Origin of the sequence: Marinobacter caseinilyticus, assembly GCF_011074955.1 — a bacterium.
Taxonomy (GTDB): Bacteria; Pseudomonadota; Gammaproteobacteria; order Pseudomonadales; family Oleiphilaceae; genus Marinobacter; species Marinobacter caseinilyticus.
This window is the reverse complement of record NZ_WUQJ01000004.1, coordinates 45,250-64,659: the sequence shown is the minus strand read 5'-3', so window position 1 is coordinate 64,659 and position 19,410 is coordinate 45,250. Positions and strand designations below refer to the sequence as shown.

Annotated in this window: 16 protein-coding genes; 7 read left to right on the top strand and 9 right to left on the bottom strand. The window is 55.4% G+C overall.

Features of this window, described 5'->3' with window-relative positions:
• Positions 1–25 precede the first annotated feature (25 nt).
• The 6 genes from nusA to pnp all read left to right on the top strand — a co-directional run bounded on the left by nusA (position 26) and on the right by pnp (position 8,417).
• On the top strand, positions 26–1,519 hold the full coding sequence (gene nusA / locus GRX64_RS00495; RefSeq protein WP_166263230.1) for a transcription termination factor NusA: 1,494 nt from the start codon (positions 26–28) through the stop codon (positions 1,517–1,519).
• 17 nt (positions 1,520–1,536) lie between these two features.
• Positions 1,537–4,095, top strand: a complete 2,559-nt coding sequence (gene infB, locus GRX64_RS00490; RefSeq protein WP_166263229.1) for a translation initiation factor IF-2 — start codon at positions 1,537–1,539, stop codon at positions 4,093–4,095.
• Between the two features lie 71 nt (positions 4,096–4,166).
• A complete protein-coding gene (rbfA, locus tag GRX64_RS00485; RefSeq protein WP_166263228.1) occupies positions 4,167–4,589 on the top strand; it encodes a 30S ribosome-binding factor RbfA in 423 nt (140 codons plus the stop codon).
• Positions 4,586–5,506, top strand: a complete 921-nt coding sequence (gene truB, locus GRX64_RS00480; RefSeq protein WP_166263227.1) for a tRNA pseudouridine(55) synthase TruB — start codon at positions 4,586–4,588, stop codon at positions 5,504–5,506. Before rbfA ends, truB begins: the two co-directional genes overlap by 4 nt.
• Before the next feature lie 94 nt (positions 5,507–5,600).
• Positions 5,601–5,870 carry a 30S ribosomal protein S15 gene (gene rpsO, locus GRX64_RS00475; RefSeq protein WP_166263226.1) on the top strand — a complete coding sequence of 90 codons (270 nt, stop codon included), beginning with the start codon at positions 5,601–5,603 and terminating at the stop codon, positions 5,868–5,870.
• A 429-nt stretch (positions 5,871–6,299) separates the two neighbouring features.
• Positions 6,300–8,417, top strand: a complete 2,118-nt coding sequence (pnp, locus tag GRX64_RS00470) for a polyribonucleotide nucleotidyltransferase (RefSeq protein WP_166263225.1) — start codon at positions 6,300–6,302, stop codon at positions 8,415–8,417.
• Positions 8,418–8,557: 140 nt separating this feature from the next.
• Here the strand turns inward: pnp and GRX64_RS00465 are convergent, their stop codons facing one another.
• From GRX64_RS00465 to GRX64_RS00425, 9 genes are all read right to left on the bottom strand, one after another.
• Complete coding sequence (locus GRX64_RS00465) at positions 8,558–9,439, bottom strand: alpha/beta hydrolase (RefSeq protein ID WP_166263224.1); 882 nt, start codon at positions 9,437–9,439, stop codon at positions 8,558–8,560.
• Positions 9,409–11,277: an Lnb N-terminal periplasmic domain-containing protein gene (locus GRX64_RS00460; protein ID WP_166263223.1), complete on the bottom strand. Its 1,869-nt coding sequence runs from the start codon at positions 11,275–11,277 to the stop codon at positions 9,409–9,411. Before GRX64_RS00460 ends, GRX64_RS00465 begins: the two co-directional genes overlap by 31 nt.
• Before the next feature lie 75 nt (positions 11,278–11,352).
• On the bottom strand, positions 11,353–11,817 hold the full coding sequence (locus GRX64_RS00455) for a DUF3015 domain-containing protein (protein ID WP_166263222.1): 465 nt from the start codon (positions 11,815–11,817) through the stop codon (positions 11,353–11,355).
• A 710-nt stretch (positions 11,818–12,527) separates the two neighbouring features.
• The gene (locus GRX64_RS00450) at positions 12,528–13,229 is read right to left on the bottom strand and encodes an ABC transporter ATP-binding protein (protein WP_166263221.1); all 702 of its coding nucleotides are present in this window, start codon (positions 13,227–13,229) and stop codon (positions 12,528–12,530) included.
• 9 nt (positions 13,230–13,238) lie between these two features.
• Positions 13,239–13,994, bottom strand: a complete 756-nt coding sequence (gene livG / locus GRX64_RS00445; RefSeq protein ID WP_166263220.1) for a high-affinity branched-chain amino acid ABC transporter ATP-binding protein LivG — start codon at positions 13,992–13,994, stop codon at positions 13,239–13,241.
• A gap of 5 nt (positions 13,995–13,999) precedes the next feature.
• Positions 14,000–15,271, bottom strand: a complete 1,272-nt coding sequence (livM, locus tag GRX64_RS00440; protein WP_166263219.1) for a high-affinity branched-chain amino acid ABC transporter permease LivM — start codon at positions 15,269–15,271, stop codon at positions 14,000–14,002.
• Positions 15,271–16,194, bottom strand: coding sequence for a high-affinity branched-chain amino acid ABC transporter permease LivH (gene livH, locus GRX64_RS00435; protein ID WP_166263218.1), 924 nt, complete (start codon positions 16,192–16,194; stop codon positions 15,271–15,273). Before livH ends, livM begins: the two co-directional genes overlap by 1 nt.
• 158 nt (positions 16,195–16,352) lie before the next feature.
• The gene (locus GRX64_RS00430) at positions 16,353–17,465 is read right to left on the bottom strand and encodes a branched-chain amino acid ABC transporter substrate-binding protein (protein ID WP_166263217.1); all 1,113 of its coding nucleotides are present in this window, start codon (positions 17,463–17,465) and stop codon (positions 16,353–16,355) included.
• A 175-nt stretch (positions 17,466–17,640) separates the two neighbouring features.
• The gene (locus GRX64_RS00425; RefSeq protein WP_166263216.1) at positions 17,641–18,564 is read right to left on the bottom strand and encodes a TPR end-of-group domain-containing protein; all 924 of its coding nucleotides are present in this window, start codon (positions 18,562–18,564) and stop codon (positions 17,641–17,643) included.
• Positions 18,565–18,879: 315 nt separating this feature from the next.
• Here GRX64_RS00425 and GRX64_RS00420 point away from each other — a divergent pair, with 315 nt between their 5' ends.
• Positions 18,880–19,389 carry a MarR family winged helix-turn-helix transcriptional regulator gene (locus GRX64_RS00420; protein WP_166263215.1) on the top strand — a complete coding sequence of 170 codons (510 nt, stop codon included), beginning with the start codon at positions 18,880–18,882 and terminating at the stop codon, positions 19,387–19,389.
• Positions 19,390–19,410 lie beyond the last annotated feature (21 nt).

Here is a 19,410-nt window from a genome sequence, read left to right as displayed (position 1 = left end):
TAATTGTTAAAGGCAGGGCAATCTAATGAGTAAAGAGATATTGCTGGTGGTTGAGGCCGTCTCGAATGAGAAGGGCGTTGACAAAGACGTGATTTTTGAGGCCATAGAGTTGGCGTTGGCCACTGCCGCCAAAAAGCGCTACGACGATGAGGACGCCGATATCCGTGTCTCCATTGACCGTCGTACAGGAGAATATGAAACGTTCCGTCGCTGGCTGGTTGTTGATAACGAGGCCGTGCCTGCGCTAGGCAGTGAACTGACATTGCAAGAAGCGGAAGAAATTGACACTGCGCTTCAGCCAGGCGACACCCACGAAGAAAAAGTCGAGTCGGTTGCCTTTGGCCGTATTGGTGCGCAGGCTGCGAAGCAGATTATTTTTCAGAAAGTGCGTGAGGCTGAACGGGCCAAAATTGTGGACAGTTATCGGGACCGGGTGGGCGAATTGGTGTCCGGCACGGTAAAGAAGGTAACCCGAGACAATGTTATTGTTGATCTGGGCGCCAATGCCGAGGCGTTGTTGCCGCGGGATCAGCTGATCCCGCGTGAGACGTTCCGCATGGGCGACCGGGTCCGGTCACTGCTGCTGGAAATTCGTACGGATCACCGCGGTCCTCAGTTGATTCTTAGCCGGACCAGCCCTGCGATGCTGATTGAACTGTTCCGGATTGAAGTGCCTGAAATTGCGGAAGAGTTAATTGAAATTCGGGGCGCCGCCCGCGATCCCGGTTCAAGGGCCAAAATCGCAGTGAAAACCAACGATCGTCGTATCGATCCCGTGGGTGCCTGCGTAGGTATGCGCGGCTCGCGAGTGCAGGCTGTTTCGAACGAACTCGGCGGTGAACGAGTCGACATCGTACTGTGGGATGATAACCCCGCACAGTTGGTGATCAATGCCATGGCGCCAGCCGAAGTGGCCTCCATCGTGATGGATGAAGACGGACACACCATGGAAGTCGCTGTCGCTGAGGACAATCTGGCGCAGGCGATTGGGCGCAATGGCCAAAACGTTCGGTTGGCCAGTGAGCTGACCGAGTGGACGCTCAACGTCATGACCGAAGAAGAGGCGGGAGCGCGTCAGGAGCAGGAACTCAATCGTCTGCTTGAGCATTTCACCAGCAACCTCGATGTTGATGAAGGCTTTGCCAGCGTGCTGATTGAAGAGGGTTTCACCTCGATAGAAGAAGTCGCGTACGTGCCGATGGAAGAGATGTTGGCCATCGACGGCTTTGACGAAGACACTGTTACAGAGCTTCGTCGCCGGGCAAAAGACGTATTGTTGAATCAGGCATTGGCCAGCGAAGAGGCCCTTGAGGGCAAAGAGCCGGCCGAAGACCTGCTGACAATGGACGGAATGGACCGGTCGCTGGCGTTTAAGCTGGCAGGCATGGGCGTCCGTACCATGGAAGACCTTGCTGAGCAGTCTGTAGATGACCTGCTCGAAATTGATGGAATGGATGAAGAGCGTGCTGGTCAACTTATTATGACTGCACGTGCACCCTGGTTTTTGGACCAGGCTTAATCGGGAGGAGGACCAGTATGGCTGAAGTAACGGTAAAACAACTGGCCGATGATGTAGGCGCTCCCGTGGATCGTTTGCTGCGTCAGATTGTAGAGGCTGGCCTGAAAGCCCGCTCTGAAAATGATTCTGTGTCCAGCGATGAGAAGCAGCAGCTGCTGGCATTTTTGCGAAAGAATCATGGTGAATCTGACTCGGAGCCGCGGAAGATTACGCTGAAGCGTAAAACCACCACAACCCTTAAGGCGGGTAGTGGTGCCGGTCGAGCAAAAACAGTCAATGTAGAAGTCCGTAAAAAACGGACGTACATCAAGCGGGCGGAAGCTCAGCAGGATGGCGAGTCGGAAGTGGCGGATCAGGAAGCGGTGGCCGTGAAAGCAACCGACGTTCCAGAACAGTCGGTCACTGCGCAAGCGGAGGCGCCGAGTGAAGTGCCAGCGGTCGATGAGGCAGTGGCGGAAGCGCCCGTTTCGGCTGAGCCCAAAGCTGCGGAATCTGCACCGGTTGCAGAAAAGCCGGAAGCCTTGATCGATCCGGATATGCCTATCCCGCCGCCCGATCCTGAAAATGCGAAGGATAAAGACCGCAAGCCGAAGAAGAAGAAAGAGAAGGCTCGCGAGCGCACTGTGGACGAAACAGACGATGGTAAGCCGAAGAAGAAGTCGGCGGGTCATCGTGGCCCCAGAAACCGGCCGGCCGAAGAGCCGAAAGTAGTGCTTTCTGAGGACGAAGAAGACACGACGCTTCGCAAGCCGCTGCGCGCGAAAAAGAAACCCAAAGAGAAGCGACATGGCTTCGAGAGGCCGACCAAGCCGATGGTAAGAGAAGTAGAAATTCCTGAAATCATCACAGTGGGTGATTTGGCGCAGCGCATGGCGGTCAAATCCGCCGACGTGATCAAAACTTTGATGGGTATGGGCGTCATGGCCACCATCAACCAGCCTTTGGATCAGGAAAGCGCCATACTGGTTACGGAAGAGTTGGGCCACACACCCAAACCGGTCAGTGATGATGCGTTTGAAGAGTCTGTGTTAAGCGAAATATCGTTTGAAGGTGACAAGGTCAAGCGTGCGCCGGTGGTCAGTGTGATGGGCCACGTTGACCATGGTAAGACATCTCTGCTGGATTATATCCGTCGCACCAAAGTGGCGAGCGGAGAGTCCGGTGGTATTACGCAGCATATTGGCGCGTACCATGTTGAAACCGACCACGGCATGATCTCGTTCCTGGATACGCCTGGACACGCGGCCTTTACGGCGATGCGTGCCCGTGGTGCCCAGTGTACCGACATTGTCATTCTGGTCGTGGCCGCTGACGATGGCGTTATGCCACAGACCAAAGAAGCGGTGCAACATGCTCGCTCTGCGGGTGTGCCGCTGGTCGTTGCCATCAACAAAATGGACAAAGAAGGCGCGGACCCTGACCGTATCAAGACCGAGCTGGCGGGCATGGAAGTCATTCCCGAAGACTGGGGTGGCGATGTTCAGTTCATACCCGTCTCTGCGCACACCGGTGAGGGCATTGAAAACCTGCTGGAAGCAGTTCTGCTGCAGGCAGAGGTCCTTGAACTCGGGGCGGTACCTGATGCACCGGCCAAGGGTGTTGTCGTTGAATCCAGTCTCGAGCGCGGACGTGGCTCGGTTGCCACCGTGCTGGTCCAGAACGGTACCTTGCGCCAAGGCGACATGGTTGTAGCGGGCGCTTACTTCGGTAAAGTGCGGGCTATGACCGACGAAGCCGGTAAGCAGACCAAAGAGGCAGGTCCATCGATTCCAGTGGAAATTCTGGGCTTGAACGGTACGCCGGATGCCGGTGATGAGTTCTTTGCGGTTGCCGACGAACGTAAAGCGAAAGAACTGGCTGAGTACCGCCAGGTTCGTGAGCGAGAGAGCAGATTGCAGCGCCAGCAAGCGGCCAAGCTCGAAAACCTGTTCGAGAACATGGGTAAAGATGAGGTGAAAACCCTCAACGTTGTGCTCAAAACAGACGTTCGTGGCTCACTGGAAGCGATCACCAAAGCGCTCCAGGAAATGGGTAACGAAGAGGTGCAGGTCAAGATTGTGTCGTCTGGGGTGGGCGGTATCGCCGAAACAGACGTCAGCCTGGCCATGGCGACCAACTCCGTTATCTTTGGTTTCAATGTTCGTGCCGACGCCGCGTCCAAGCGCCTGGTTGAGCAGGAAGGCCTGGATCTGCGCTACTACAGCATCATCTATAACATGATCGACGACTGCCGAGCGGCGTTGACCGGCATGTTGGCACCGGAATTCCGGGAAGACATTGTGGGTATCGCGGATGTGCGCGACACCTTCCGGTCGCCGAAGTTTGGTCAGGTAGCCGGCTGCATGGTGACTGAAGGCACGGTATATCGTAACAAGCCGATTCGTGTATTGCGGGATCACGTGGTGATCTTTGAAGGCGAGCTGGAGTCATTGCGCCGCTTCAAGGACGACGTACCCGAAGTGCGTAATGGTGTTGAATGCGGTATCGGTGTTAAGGGTTACGACGTCAAAGTGGGTGACCAGATTGAGGTGTTCGACCGAGTACGGGTTGAACGTAAGCTGGAATCCGCAGGCTAATCCAGCCCCACGATAACTGAAGATAAAGAGTGCCTCGCTTGCGGGGCACTCTGCTCTATACAGGCGATAATATGCCCAAGGAATTTAGCCGTATTGATCGCATTGGCGATCAGATACAGCGCGAACTAGCCCAGATGATCCAGCGTGATATTAAAGATCCGCGCGTTGGAATGGTCACGATCAATGCGGTCAAAGTCAGCCGTGACATGGGCTATGCTGATATTTATGTATCTCTGTTGACCACCGAGGAACTGACTGCGGAGTCAGAGCCGGTGAAAGAGTCACTGGCTGTCCTGAACAAAGCCTCGGGCTTCCTGCGCGGCCAGATTGGCCGTGCGATGAAGCTGCGCATGGTGCCGCACCTGAGATTCCACTTCGATACCTTGCTGGGTAAAAGCCGACACATGGACGCGCTGATCAATCAGGCGGTGGGTAAAACATCGGCGGTTATCGGTGACGACAAGACGCCCAGCGATGCGGAGCCGGAAGATTGAGCCGGCGTCGTAAAGGGCGTGAAGTCAACGGCATTCTGGTGATTGATAAGCCTATTGGGTTGACCTCCAATGGCATTCTCCAGCAGGTTAAGCGTTTGTTTGGTGCCGCAAAAGCCGGTCATACTGGTGCTCTGGACCCACTGGCAACCGGAGTGCTGCCGCTGTGTTTCGGTGAAGCAACCAAGTTTTCCCAGATGATGCTGGACAGTGACAAAGCCTACATTGCAACCGCGCGATTGGGTGTGGTGACCGAGACCGGTGACAGTGAAGGCAAGGTCGTGCGCGAGTCGACGGTCCCTGCGGACCTGACCGAGGCCACGCTTGAGCCGGTGCTGGAGCATTTTCGGGGCGATATCCAGCAGGTACCGTCGATGTATTCGGCACTCAAGCATAAAGGGCGACCGCTCTACGAATACGCCCGTGAAGGCATCGAAATCGAACGGCCGGCCCGACCGGTGACCATTTATAACTTACAGTTGCTGGCACTGCGGGAAACCGAGTTCGACATAGCGGTTAGCTGCACCAAGGGAACCTATATCCGGTCACTGGTTGAAGATATTGGCGAGGCCTTGGGTTGTGGTGCCCATGTGATAGCGCTAAGGCGCACCATGGCGTCAGGATTCAACCTGGACGTGGCACACCCGGTAGAGTCGCTGGAAACCCTGCGGGAACAGGGTGAATCCCTGGACCATCTGCTGGTAGAACCTGATGCCGCACTGTCGATGTTTCCAGAGCTGGAACTGGACGGTGATCGGTTACGGTCGATATTGAACGGACAACCCGTTAGAATGTCGGACCAGACAATGACAGGGCCCATTCGCCTGTACGGCGACGGTCGCTTCATTGGCCTGGGTGAGGGATTTCCTGAGGGTGAGGGCATGAATATCGTTCCTCGCCGTCTGGTAAAAAACAGCTGACGTCTCCTGGGAGATCGTCACTGTCTAGCCGGGCTGCAGAGATGCGCGGTTCGGCCGGATGACACACACGCATCGCAAACACTAGAGGTGAATTATGGCACTTTCTGCCACAGAGAAGTCACAGATTGTTGAAGACTATAAGCAAGGTGATGGTGATACCGGCTCCCCTGAAGTTCAGGTCGCACTGCTGAGCGCCAACATCGATAAGCTGCAGGGTCACTTCAAGGCTAACAAGCAGGATCACCATTCCCGCCGTGGCCTGATCAGAATGGTTAACCAGCGTCGTAAGCTGCTTGACTATCTGAAGAAGAAAAACGCTGATCGCTATCTTGAGCTGATCAAGCGTCTGGGTCTGCGTCGCTGATCCCTTTGGATCTGACGACCTGTCGAGCGGTGCCGCGTCTGCGGCACCGCTTAGCGCACTGCGGGGCTTGTCCCCGCTGTGTGTGCTTCTCGCCATTCGGCCTTTCCGGATTCAACAGGAGGGCTGCTTAACGTGCTGATTGTGCAGTGACAGTGTCTTGATGACAAAATAACGCACCTCCAGCAACGCCGTGTTCCGGTTTTACTCGTTGAAATCCGCAGGATGCCCGTCGTAACGGAAAGCCAAAACAATAGCAGGTTGTTGAAAAATCCGGCTGGCACAGTGGCGCCGGGTCTTTGCAACAGCCTGTTAGCTTTCAGACTGGCTTGCCTACGCTGATGACTTTGTAGGGTGGCGCATGGTGACGGAGATGGTTCGCATGGGCGGGCTATCTGACTGAACTGACAATATGAATATTAAGGAGTTACCGTGAATCCGGTAAAAAAGACTTTTGAATTGGGCGGCAAGACCGTCACTATCGAAACAGGCCGTATCGCTCGACAAGCAACCGGTTCAGTGCTGGTTACCATCGATGACATTTCGGTTCTCGGCACGGTTGTGGGTGCCAAAGAAGCAAAACCAGGTCAGCCATTTTTCCCGCTGACGGTTAACTACTTCGAGAAAACCTACGCTGTTGGTAAAATTCCGGGTGGTTTTTTCAAGCGTGAGGGTCGTCCTTCCGAGAAAGAAACTCTGACATCGCGTCTAATCGACCGTCCGATTCGTCCGCTGTTCCCGAATGGCTACATGAATGAAACGCAGGTTATCTGCACGGTCATGTCCTCCAGCAAGAATCAGGATCCTGATATTGCAGGCATGTTGGCGGCCTCTGCTGCGCTGTCTATTTCAGGCATTCCTTTTGACGGCCCGGTTGGTGCGTCCCGCGTGGGCTACACCAATGAGCGCGGATACTTCCTGAATCCGACCTTCGAAGAGCTGCAATCTTCGCTGCTGGACATGGTTGTTGCGGGCACTAAAGACGCGGTATTGATGGTTGAGTCCGAAGCCAAGGGCCTGTCTGAAGACCAGATGCTGGGTGGCGTACTGTTTGCCCATCAGGAAATGCAAACCGCTGTGACCGCGATTCAGGAACTTGCCGACGAAGTCGGTAAACCTCGCTGGGACTGGCAGCCTGCCGCCGAGCAGACCGAGTTGCTGGATGCTATCAAGGCCAATTTCGCTCCGGCGATCGAAGAGGCTTATGCCATTCATGACAAGATGGATCGTTACGCCCGTCTCAGCACGGTCAAAGCGGCCGCCGTCGAGAAGCTGGCCGGTGACGAAGAAGGCCAGCCGTCTGCTGAAGACGTTAAGAAAAACTTTGCCAAGGTGGAAAAATCCATCGTGCGCAATCAGGTGATCGAAGGTAAGCCCCGGATTGATGGTCGTGACACCAAGACCGTTCGTCCGATTCAAATCGAAGTGGGCGTGTTGCCAAGCACTCACGGCTCGGCACTGTTTACCCGGGGTGAAACCCAGGCGATCGTTACCACGACGCTGGGGACCGCGCGTGATATGCAGATCATCGATGCACTTGAAGGTGAGCGCAAAGACCCGTTCCTGTTCCACTACAACTTCCCCCCGTACTCGGTTGGTGAAGCGGGCCGTGTTGGCACGCCTGGCCGTCGTGAAGTGGGTCATGGTCGTCTGGCGAAGCGTGGTGTTGCTGCGGTTATGCCGACCATCGAAGAATTTCCGTACACCATTCGTGCGGTGTCTGAGATTACTGAATCCAACGGTTCCAGCTCAATGGCATCGGTTTGTGGCTCAAGCCTGGCGCTGATGGACGCTGGTGTTCCGATCAAGGCACCGGTAGCAGGTATTGCCATGGGTCTGGTCAAGGAAGGCGACAAGTTTGCGATCCTGACCGATATCCTGGGTGATGAAGACCACTTGGGTGATATGGACTTTAAAGTGGCCGGTACCGCTGAGGGCATCACGGCCCTGCAGATGGACATCAAGATCAACGGCATCACTGATGAAATCATGGAGCTGGCGCTTGAGCAGGCCCACGGTGCGCGCTTGCACATCCTGGGTGAAATGGCGAAGGTGATTTCTGCGCCACGTGCCGAGTTGTCAGACCGTGCGCCGAGCATCACCACCATCAAGATCAATCCGGACAAGATCCGTGACGTGATCGGTAAAGGTGGCGCGACGATCCGCGGTATTTGTGATGAGACCGGAGCGTCTATCGATCTGGATGACGACGGCTACGTTAAGATTTATGCGGACACCCAGGTTGCGGCACAAGCTGCGATGAAGCGCGTGATGGAAATCACCGCAGAAATCGAAGTGGGCGCGATCTACAAGGGTAAGGTAGAGCGCATTGTCGATTTCGGTGCCTTTGTTAACATCCTGCCGGGTAAAGACGGTCTGGTCCACATCTCGCAGATTTCGGATCGTCGTATCGAGAACGTTACCGACGAGCTCAGCGAAGGCCAGGAAGTTCTGGTCAAGGTGTTGGATGTTGATGCCCGTGGCCGCGTGAAGCTGTCCATGAAAGAAGTGAAGGAAGGCGAACAGCCAACCGACCTCGCCGCTATCTAATTAGCCGCGTGAAAAAACCGCCCTCCGGAAACGGACGGCGGTTTTTTTATGACGTTCGAACGTAGCGGTGGAGTCAGGCTGCAAGGGTATGGCAATTGCCACAAGCCGGGTTGGGACGACCCACTACAGTATTCAGGGAGTCAACGGGCCGGTAAGCCGTCCGAGGCTTGCTCCATAAATTCAATGATCGCGGTCTGGTAGGCCGGTATCAAAAACGTCGCGGCATGAGGCGTATCGGTCTGCAGAAACGCCTTGGGTTCTCGGGCTGCGTTGTAGAGGGTTTGGCCATGATCGAATGGAATGATGGTGTCCCGCGTGCTGTGGATGACCATGACAGGCACCGGCCCGATGTCGGCGATATGTTCCACGCCTTCGTAGTCATTGGGTATGGTCCAGCTGAAAGGCACCTGAAACGGCCAGGTAAGCCAAAAACTGCCGAGCTTTTCGCGTGCAATGGCACGAAATCCTGAAAAGGTGCCGTCCACCATCACGGCCGACAGGGGGGGTATTTCCCCCCGTTGCGTCCAAGCCCCCGCGAGGGCAATGGACAGCGCGCCACCGAGGCTTTGGCCGAGCAAGTACAGGGGTTGTTGCGGTCCATTCTGACGCTGAGTCAGCCAGCGCAGGCCAGTTTCGGCATCATGCAGCGCGCCCTCCAGGTCAGGTTCCCCCGTTGACTGTCCGTAGCCCCGATAATCGATCAGGAAGACGTTATACCCTCTCGCTGGCAGCCAGGCGACGTTTAACAGGTGGCTGCTGATGTTTTGGGCATTGCCGTGCAGGAAATAGACCTGACCCCTGGCGGTTTCTTCTGGGGGCACCACGGCCGGTAGCCACCAGCCATGCAACGTTTCACCGTCGTCGGTCTTCAGGTGCACATCCTCGTAGGCCAGATTCAGTCGGTCTGGCGTTATATAGACCGCATGATCAGGGTAAAAGAACATCCCGCTGCAGCCGGCCTGGAGAAACAAGCCCGTCAGTAGCAGGGCGTTTAAAAATAGGTGTTGAGGCCGAGCTGCCATGTTGTCTGATACCTTTCGTAGTGATGTTCCCGCTTGACCTCCGCCGCCACACTGAAGGCGCGGCCAAAATGCCAACCACCGTTTAAATACAGCGTGTCCTGCCGATGCTGGGAGCTGACGATCCAGGCCTTGGTTCGCAGGCCGCCGAGCAAGCTGAAATGGCGGTCCTGATGAAGCACACCGATATCTGCGCCGGGTGCGAAGTCATAGCCGCGCCGGAAATCGTCATCAATCTCGACGTCGGCGGTGGCGATGGCTAAGGCCTGGGTTTGTTCTCCCAATCGCCAACTGCCGCCGGCGCCACCGTCCAGGTAGGGTGTAAACACGCGCTGCCCGGACGCTAGTTCGGATCGGCGACCACCAAACCCGACCTGCCAGGACAACGGGGAAAAGAAGGCATTTCTGGGGGACAGCGAACGAATCTCGACTCCCGTGATGTGCTCCACCTGGAGCTCGTCATTGTTTGTATAGTAGCGGGCATCGAGTCGCAAAAACTGGAGTTGCGCGCCGAGCCGGTAGCCCTCTGGCGGGTCCAGAACATCATGGTAAGCGGGCCGCACGGTCAGTTGGGTGAAATTGCGGTCATCAAGACGGCCGCCGGCCACACTGAGTCTGAAGGTATTATGACCCTGATCGTCCCTTACCTCGGGCGCGGCGGGCTGTGACCTGGCTTTGTCGGTCTCAATGCGGCTGCGAGCCGTTAGCAAGTCATGAGACAGGGGCGCGGCCTGTTCGCGAGGCCAGCCTTCCGCTTCACTTTGATAGCGCACATAGTCGTAGGTTGCGTCCAATAGCCGTGCGCGCCGGTCTGGCGGCAATTGCGTCACCTCTGGATCGCTGACTTTGACATAGCCATTGGCCATGGCGGCCGCCAGGGTCTGGTCTTCATCCGATAATTGGTTGAGGGCATGGCTGACACCGGTGGCCGCCGAAGGTCGGTAGTGGACGGCCTGAACCAGGTCTTTGTCCACGACCCATCGTACGGTGTCGGAGGGAATGGCATGGGTGCCGACTTGATGCAGCAGGTCGGTGCCAGGCCGCGCCACGTCGATCAGTGCCAGAAGCCGGTAGGCGCAATTCTCGTCAAAAAAGTAATAGTCAAAATTGTGCTCCCTGATTTCCCAGGCATGGGCGAGCAGCAGATCGACTTCGGAAGGGGTCAGGTTGAGCCGATACTCCCACAGATCGCGGTTTTCAATATCCGAGTACAGACGAATCTTTTCGTAGTAGGGCTGAATCGTGGTGATGCCGGGATAGCCACCAAATATGCCTCGGTAGGCAAACAGAAGCTCGCTGTCATGGGCGGCGGCGTCGGCCGCATAGGAAATGGTGTTGGCGAGCAGTAAGTCGGTGCCTTTCTCGCCGGGAGGCGGATCAAGCCGAAGAAAGGTATGGCCAAACATGGACGACGGACTATTGAGGTAGGAGGCCGCGAACACCAAAGTAACGGTTTCCGTATTCAGCGTTTGTCGCCATTGCTGGTAGTCATCACAGCTCACCGAGTTCGGCGGTAGGTCAAGTTTCGATCTGAGCCAGTGGTCCCGCGCTGGAAACCGGCAGCGGGCATGCCGGTCGCCAGTTGCCGGCGCCTGGATGGCGGCCAGGGTGGCCTCCATCTCCGCTTTTGGCGAGCGTTTGCCGGTCGGGCTAACAAAAAAGCCTGGATCGTCCGCTTGGCTGGTATAGCCAGGGCGGACCGGGTTGTTTTGGTAGTGGCCCAGCATCAACCAGGCTGGGTCATCGTACAGGGTAGAGACGGACTCAGTAGACGCGGCGAGAGCGGCTGAACTGGTTGCCAGGCCAAAAAAAATCAGCCCATAACAGAGCAATAAGCGCATGGATGCCCGAGTATTGGAAATGGGTTGGCGTCGCGCGCCATCCTTGGCGCTTGGTGATCCTTCCGTATTAGCCTATCAGGCTGCTACGTACTTGCTCAGTGAATCGTGCTTTTCCAGCAGTGCAACAATGGCACTGACGGCTTGGTCCGAGGTTGTATCCGACGATGGGAAAATGGTTGCGAAATTGTCCTGAAGGGTGCTGCGGAACGCGGCACGATCGGCCTCTTCCACGCGCAACAAAACCGCGAGGGTTTCAAGGTTTTCGCCACTGCCGCGAGACATATCGCGAGCAATTTTGTCGATGTTGCTATCCATGTACATGGCCATGGACTGGACTGACTCATTGGTCTGGCAGCCCAGGGTTCCCGTGGTCATACCGAACGTCTGGTTACCAAACGTACCGTTGGTGGTCGCCGCTAGCACGTGGGGTGCAATACCGGACTGGCCTTTCCAGATCATGGCGCCAACACCACAGCCTGGTTGAGCAAAAGCCAAGGTAGAAGCACCCAGAAGCATTGCACCTGCGATCAGTTTTTTCATTGTCCACTCCTTGATTAATTTTAGCTGTCGTCGCAATCGTGTTGTTCCGTCGCAAGGACGTTGTTAAAACCTATTATCTAAAACAACACGTTAACGGCCCTGACTCGATGTTTTTCAAGAGGGGGGTGACCGTCGGATTGAGTATAGCTTAGAAACCAGAAAGGCCAACCGTTTGACCTTGTCGGTGTGGATTTTTAAGGCAGCCAAGTGAATTGTTGAGCAAAAAAGGTGGTTACTGCGGCTTTATACTTCATGAAGAACTAAAAATTTCTTCAGAGCTTCAGTCCCATCATAGGGTATTTGATTGGATTTGGTGCGCCCGGCCATCAACGCCCTCACCTAACATATGGAGGCCGTTCTATACAAATGAACTTGTCGTATCCAGCATTGTGATGTCTACCACAAGCGATGACAGAGAATGCGCAGCGGGTATGTGCGTCTGCCAACGGGAGTACCAGTGCTTTAAGTATGACTGGTCCGAATTCGGCTGCGACCGCACGATTTACCTCTGCAGATGCCACAGTCTCGGCATCGGGAGTGAATATTATTGTCACACCGCGCGACATGCTCAAAGAGAACGACAACGTTGTTTACGACGTGATTGACGTAGCAGGTGAAGACGATAGCTGCACCAGCAAGCGCGTTTAGTGAGCGCTGATGGCTGCATAAAAAAGCCGGGCTCGCCCGGCTTTTTTATGATTTCGATTTACTTACCCACCGAGATAGGCGTTTTGCACATCCGGATTGGCCAACAGATTAGCGCCGGTATCCTGGAGGCGGATCTTGCCCGTCTCCAGCACATAACCCCGATCGGCGAGCTTTAACGCCTGATGCGCATTTTGCTCGACCAGAAAGACAGTAATACCTTCGTCTCGCAGCTGTCCGATGATTTCAAAAATCTGCTTGATGATCAGTGGCGCCAGGCCAAGTGACGGCTCGTCCAGAATGATCATCTTGGGTTTGCTCATCAGGGCCCGGCCGATCGCCAGCATTTGCTGCTCGCCGCCGGACATGGTGCCGGCGCGTTGCAGTTCACGCTCTTTCAGACGGGGAAACAGCTCATAGACGTGGTCCTGGCTTTTGCGAATCTCGCTTTTGTTGTTGAAGAACCCACCCATGTGAAGGTTCTCCTCAACGGTCAGGCCAGGGAATACCCGGCGACCTTCGGGCACGATAGCAATGCCTGAGCGCATGATATCGGAGGTTTTATCCCGGCTGATATCTTTGCCATTCAGGATCACCCGGCCGGATGTGGCCTGGGGGTTGCCGCACACCGTCATCAACAACGTGGTTTTGCCCGCGCCATTGGCGCCAATCAGCGAGACAATCTCGCCTTGCTTAACCTCAACGGAAACGCCGTGCAGGGCTTCTATTTTGCCGTAGTGAGTATGGACATCTTCGAGTACTAGCATGTGATTTCCTTAGGCCTCACCCAGATAGGCTTTGATGACATCGTCATTGTGGCGAATCTCGTCTGGCGTGCCACTCGCAAGCGGCTTGCCCTGATTTATGACGTTGATGCGGTCTGAAATTTCCATCACCAGGCTCATATCATGCTCAATCAACACAACCGAGACGCGATAGTCTTCCTTCAGGCTGATAATGAGCTGGTTCAGTTCCCGGGTTTCAGCCGGGTTGAGGCCAGCGGCTGGTTCATCCAGCATCAGAAGTTGAGGTTCAGTCACCATGCAACGGGCAATTTCAAGGCGTCGCTGCTGGCCATAGGCAAGGTTGCCCGCCTCCCGATTGGCCAACTCCAGTAGGCCGACGCGATCCAGCCAGTAAGCCGCGCGATCAAGCGACTTCTGCTCACGTTCGCGGTAGTTTGGCGTCTTGATCAGGCCTGACAGCAGGTTGGTGTTCAGGTGCCGGTGTTGAGCAACCAGCAGGTTCTCAACCACCGTCATCTTGTTGAACAGTCGCACATGCTGAAAGGTTCGGACCAAACCCAGACGAGAGATCTTGTAATCCGGTGTGCCCTGAATTTCCCTGCCTTGAAAAAGAATCTCACCACCGGTCGGGGCGTAAAAACCACTCATGCAGTTAAAGACGGTGGTCTTTCCGGCCCCATTTGGGCCGATGATGGAAACGATCTCATGCTCCTGGACGTTCAGTGACACCTGGTCAACTGCGAGGAGTCCGCCAAAGCGCATGGACAGATTGCGTACTTCTAGCATCTCCGTCACTCCTGCTTCTGTAGGTTAATATGAACGCGTCGCATCGGCATCAGGCCTTGGGGCCGCCAGACCATCATCAGAACCATAGCGGCACCGAAGATCAGCATCCGATACTCGGAAAACTCACGCGCCAGCTCGGGTAGGATGGTCACTGCAATGGCCGCCAGAATAACGCCCACTTGTGACCCCATGCCGCCCAGCACGACAATCGCGAGCACAATGGCGGATTCCAGGAATACGAAGGACTCCGGGCTGATGAAGCCTTGTTTGGATGCGAACACCGTACCGGCGAAACCAGCGAAAAAAGCGCCAATGGTAAAGGCTGACAATTTAACGCCGGTACGACTCAGGCCCAGCGAGCGGGCAGCAATCTCATCTTCGCGAAGGGCCTCCCAAGACCGGCCTACCGGCATGCTCATCAGGCGGCGAATGGCCAGGAAGGAGATGAACGCAAGCACCAGAGCAATCAGGTACAAAAAGATGATCTTGTGTGTGCTGTCGTAGGGGATGCCGAAGAAATCGTGAAACGAAATATTGCCCTCTTCCTTGATTCTGCGACCGAATTCCATACCGAAGAGCGTAGGATCGGGGATGCCGCCAATGCCATTCGGGCCGCCGGTTAGGGATGTCCAGTTATTCAGTAGAATGCGGATAATTTCGCCGAAGCCCAAGGTAACTATGGCCAGATAGTCGCCCCGCAGCCGTAACACCGGAAACCCCAGCGCCAGGCCGAACAAGGCAGCCAGTAGAGCGCCAGCCGGCAACGCAATCCAGAAGGACACACCAAGGTACTGCGACAATAACGCAAAGGTGTAAGCGCCGACGGCATAGAAAGCCACGTAACCAAGGTCCAACAGTCCGGCGAGGCCCACGACCACATTGAGACCGAGGGCGAGCATGACGTAAATCAGTACCAGCGTGGACAGATCAACGGAGCCGCGGGAGACAATAAAAGGCCAGATTAGGGCGCTGATCATGATCAGCGTCATGAACAGATTTTCCAGTTTGAGGCGCTTTTCCTGCGGCATTGGTTGGCGGTCGGACCATCGGTTCAGCTTCGGCATCTTGCCCGCAGCCGTCAGAATGGAGTCCCGAAACGTCTGGAACAGGAAAACCACAATAGCTGCCACCAGAATGGCAACGATGGTCGCGCTATCGGCACCGGTCAGTTCGAGCGTGGTGCCGGCTGATTCCAGGTTCAGTCCCAGGATGGGGAAGGAAATAAGCAGGGTGATGAATGCACAAAACAGTGCGTGTTTGATATTTTGAGTCGCCATCAGATCTTCTCCACCTCTGGCTTGCCAAGTAAGCCAGTGGGTTTGAACAGCAGAATCAGGATAAGCAGCCCAAAGGACACCACGTCTTTATATTCACCACTCAGGTAGCCGGACGTCATGCTCTCGGATATGCCCAGTATGATGCCGCCCAGCATGGCTCCGGGGATGCTGCCGATGCCGCCCAGAACGGCGGCAGTGAATGCCTTCAGACCGGCAATGAAGCCAAACAGTGGGTCAATCGATCCGTAATACATGCCCAATAGCAGGCCGGCCACGGCGGCCAATGCGGCCCCAATGACAAAGGTGGCGGCGATTATTTTATTGGTGTCGATGCCCAGCAGGTTCGACATGCCCAGATCCTGCGATACGGCACGACAGGCACGCCCGGTGCGCGACCGGGAGATAAACAGCGACAGCGCTGTCATGCAGACAAGGGTGGTGATAAAGATTGTGATCTGCATGTAGGAAATAGAGGTTTGAAAAGAGTCGGCAGCGCCAAACCGGAAACCGCCTTCGATTAACAGCGGAAAGCCCATGTTTCTTGAGCCCTGTGCCAAGTGCACGTAGTTCTGAAGAAAGATGGACATGCCAATGGCTGAAATCAGAGGGATCAAGCGATGGCGACCCCGAACCGGTCGGTAGGCAACCCGTTCAACGGCCCAGCCCATGGCGCTGGAGACTATCACGGCACACACCAGTGCAACGAGAAGGACAAGTGGCAGCCAGGCTATGCCGAAAGCGGCAAGGCCGGTAATAGCGATGAGCGCGGTGTAGGCACCGATCATGTACACCTCGCCGTGGGCGAAGTTGATCATGCCAATAATGCCGTAAACCATCGTGTAGCCGATGGCGATCAGGGCATAGGCGCTCCCGATCGTCAGCCCGTTGATGAGCTGCTGAACAAAATACAGGAGGTCTTGCATGGTTGTGGGGCTCCGAAAACCTGCACCTTCAGTTAACGTCCAACCTGCGCCGGGGTGCCGGATGCAGATAAAACAGAAACGTCTGTGTGCTTAAAAAAACACCTTCCCCCGGATCGCGGTGGGAAGGTGTTCCATTACCGTTTTTTAACGATTGCGGCTTAGTTTACCGGAGTTTTGCTGCCATCTGAATGCCATTCGTAAACAACAAACTCAAACGACTCCATATCGCCCTTGTCGTCGTACTCAACCGTGCCGATTGGCGTGCTAAACGTGCCGGCACGCAGCGCCTTTGCAACGTCAAATGGATCAATTGAACCGGCGGCCTCGATGCCTTCGGCAACCAGCTGAACCGCGGCGTATGAGGTCAGCACGAACGGACCGGAAGGATCTTCGCCTTTCTCTTTAAAAGCACTGACCAATGCCTGGTTCTCGGCTTTCTCGTCAAAGCTCGGTGGCAGAGTGACCAACAGACCTTCGGCAGCTTCGCCTGCGATGGTGTTGATGTCTTTGTTGCCCACCCCTTCAGGACCCATGAAAGTGGCGTCCAGGTTGGCTTGACGGGCTTGGCGTAGAATCAGGCCGAGCTCTGGGTGATAGCCACCGTAGTAGACATAGTCCACACCGGCGTCGCGGAGTTTGGTGACCAGCGACGAAAAGTCCTTGTCACCGGCGGTGATGCCTTCAAACATCGCCACTTCAACGCCCGCTTCTTTCAGCGTGTCGCGAACCGCAGTTGCTATGCCTTCACCATACTGCTGCTTGTCGTGAATAACGGCAACGCGCTCGGGGTTGAGGCTGACCAGGTAGTTGGCCGCGACCGGACCCTGCATGCTGTCCAGGCCGATGGTGCGGAAAACCAGCTCATAGCCGCGCTCGGTGATGTCCGGGCTGGTAGACGCCGGCGTTACCATCAGGATGCCTTCATCTTCATAGATGTCTGATGCGGGCTGAGTCGAACTGGAGCACAGGTGACCGATCACGAACCGGACGCCGTCGTTGACCAGCCGGTTAGCAACTGTTACGGCCTGCTTGGGGTCGCACACGTCATCGACTTCCACTGCTACGAGCTGCTCGCCCATTACGCCGCCATCGGCATTGATTCGCTCAATTGCCATGCGCGCACCGGAGAACTGCATGTCGCCATATTGCGCAACGGGTCCGGTCATGGGGCCGGCAATGCCGACCTTGATTTCAGCGAGTGCGCTGCCCGTACCCATCAATGCGATGGAAGCGCTGATGCCTGTAACAAGTTTTTTCACTGATGTTTTCATGGGTCTGTCCTACTTTGGGTCAGGGTTATTCTTATGTTCTCAAGGAGATAAAAGAACACCAGCCCCGGCTTGTTGTCAAGCTTGAAGGCCCGGGTTCCCCAGTAAACCGGTGCCAGGGCTGCTTTCAGCGTATGGCGCCGCATGGGTGTTCGTGATGGCTTTTACCAAACCTTGATTAGCTATCGGTTGTTTCCGGCTCTTCTGGGTGTACTGCCAGATTGAATGCCTCATAGTCCCGTAATCGCGAAAAGCTCGGATCTACTGATGCATCATCCCGGTAGGCGTCGGAAATTTCAATTGCTTTGGCCAGTGAATGGATGGCGTCTTCCCAGCGACCGATCTCAGCATAGGCGCAGGCCAATTGATAGTGCGGATGGCCATTATCCGGTGCAAGCTTCAGCGCGCGCAGGCAAAGACTGATGGCCCATAATGGCTCCTGCATCTCCAGAACCGCGTCGGCCTTGTAACTGAGGGCTTCGACATCGTCTGGACGCAAATCCAGAATCTGATCATAGGCGGTGATTTTGTTTTGCTGCGAGGTCTCCTGGCTGGCTTTGAGCCACAAGGAGTGCACTTCGTTGGTGCGCTCGATCTCTTCCTGATTGCGATTGATGATGTCGGATTTTTGCTGTAGCTGAACCTCAATGAATTTGAGCCGCTTCTCGTATTCCACGACCAATTCGTTCACCCGCTTTTCCGCCAGGCTGGTGAGCTGACTCCGCATGTCGCGGATAGAGTTCCAGCCGATGACCACCAGGATGGAGGTGGCGCCGGCAATCAGATAGAAAAAGTAAGTCACGGTATCGGTCGCGTATGACATGGTCTTATCGGCAACGGACAGCTCCTTATCCACGACTTTTTCGATGAGTTCTGCGCGCGTGTTAAGCAGTTCGGTGCGCAGCGCTTTGACCTCATCAAGCAGGTAGCGTTCCACAAACGGGTTATAAAGTGGCTCTTCAAGTTGATCAATGCGGTCACTGACATCGGTCGCCGTCGCTGCGGTCGGCGCGGGTTGCTGGGCGCTTACGGAGGTTGCAGCGGTCAGGGCTGTAAATAGAAAAAGCAGAGCGGCCAATCGGGCCGCGAAGGGGTTAATCATGTCGTGTCCAGGTGTTCTGTGAATCAAAAGGGTGCAGACCATACCATAGCGAGTGCGAACAGAAACGAGGTAATACGCCAGAATTACTACGGCTTGCAATCCTGAGAGCAAAGACCTCTAATACTTAGTGGTATAAAGAAATGTTCGGCCGGTCGAATTGTAGCGCCCTGCACAATGCTGAATGGAAGGCGGGGTGCCGGAGGCGATTGGCCGTAAGGAGGCTTCAGCATGATGTCGGGTCAAAAGGTTTTATACTCGAAAAAGCTCAATGCCTGTAATTCTGACTTGACGCCAAAGGCGGGATGGAATGCTTCTGTGAATAATTACGAAAAGGTTTTGGTCGCGTTACGGCGGGTAATTCGTGCCACGGACCTGCATTCAAAGCGCCTGAGCAAGAACGCAGGTTTGACCGGGCCACAGTTACTGATCATGAGAACCATCCGCGACCTCGGTGAAGTCACCATTGGCACCATTGCTGACAAGGTAAGCCTGAGTCAGGCGACGGTCACGACGATTCTCGATCGTCTGGAGCATCGCAATCTGGTTTATCGGGTTCGCAGTACGCAGGATAAACGCAAGGTGCATGCCCATTTGACCGAAGACGGTGCGGACATTTTGGCGCGTGCGCCGGAGCCGTTACAGGAAGAATTTATTGGTAAATTTCAGAGTCTGCACGAGTGGGAGCAGTCCATGATTATCGCTTCGCTGCAGCGAGTCGCCAACATGATGGATGCCGATGACATCGATGCATCGCCGGTTCTGGATGTAGGCGCGGTCTTACGGGAAGACGGCTGGAAAGAGACCAAGAAGAAAGCGGGGGCCTGAGCGGCTCGCCGGCAGTGGCTT

Bases quoted from the DNA above. Each gene is read 5' to 3' on its own strand.
- livM (WP_166263219.1), bottom strand. From the start codon at position 15,271: ATGGCGACTCAAAATATCAAACACGCACTGTTTTGTGCATTCATCACC.
- GRX64_RS00460 (WP_166263223.1), bottom strand. From the start codon at position 11,277: ATGCGCTTATTGCTCTGTTATGGGCTGATTTTTTTTGGCCTGGCAACC.
- livH (WP_166263218.1), bottom strand. From the start codon at position 16,194: ATGCAAGACCTCCTGTATTTTGTTCAGCAGCTCATCAACGGGCTGACG.
- rbfA (WP_166263228.1), top strand. From the start codon at position 4,167: ATGCCCAAGGAATTTAGCCGTATTGATCGCATTGGCGATCAGATACAG.
- infB (WP_166263229.1), top strand. From the start codon at position 1,537: ATGGCTGAAGTAACGGTAAAACAACTGGCCGATGATGTAGGCGCTCCC.
- nusA (WP_166263230.1), top strand. From the start codon at position 26: ATGAGTAAAGAGATATTGCTGGTGGTTGAGGCCGTCTCGAATGAGAAG.
- GRX64_RS00425 (WP_166263216.1), bottom strand. From the start codon at position 18,564: ATGATTAACCCCTTCGCGGCCCGATTGGCCGCTCTGCTTTTTCTATTT.
- livG (WP_166263220.1), bottom strand. From the start codon at position 13,994: ATGCTAGAAGTACGCAATCTGTCCATGCGCTTTGGCGGACTCCTCGCA.
- GRX64_RS00465 (WP_166263224.1), bottom strand. From the start codon at position 9,439: ATGGCAGCTCGGCCTCAACACCTATTTTTAAACGCCCTGCTACTGACG.
- GRX64_RS00450 (WP_166263221.1), bottom strand. From the start codon at position 13,229: ATGCTAGTACTCGAAGATGTCCATACTCACTACGGCAAAATAGAAGCC.
- rpsO (WP_166263226.1), top strand. From the start codon at position 5,601: ATGGCACTTTCTGCCACAGAGAAGTCACAGATTGTTGAAGACTATAAG.
- GRX64_RS00455 (WP_166263222.1), bottom strand. From the start codon at position 11,817: ATGAAAAAACTGATCGCAGGTGCAATGCTTCTGGGTGCTTCTACCTTG.
- GRX64_RS00430 (WP_166263217.1), bottom strand. From the start codon at position 17,465: ATGAAAACATCAGTGAAAAAACTTGTTACAGGCATCAGCGCTTCCATC.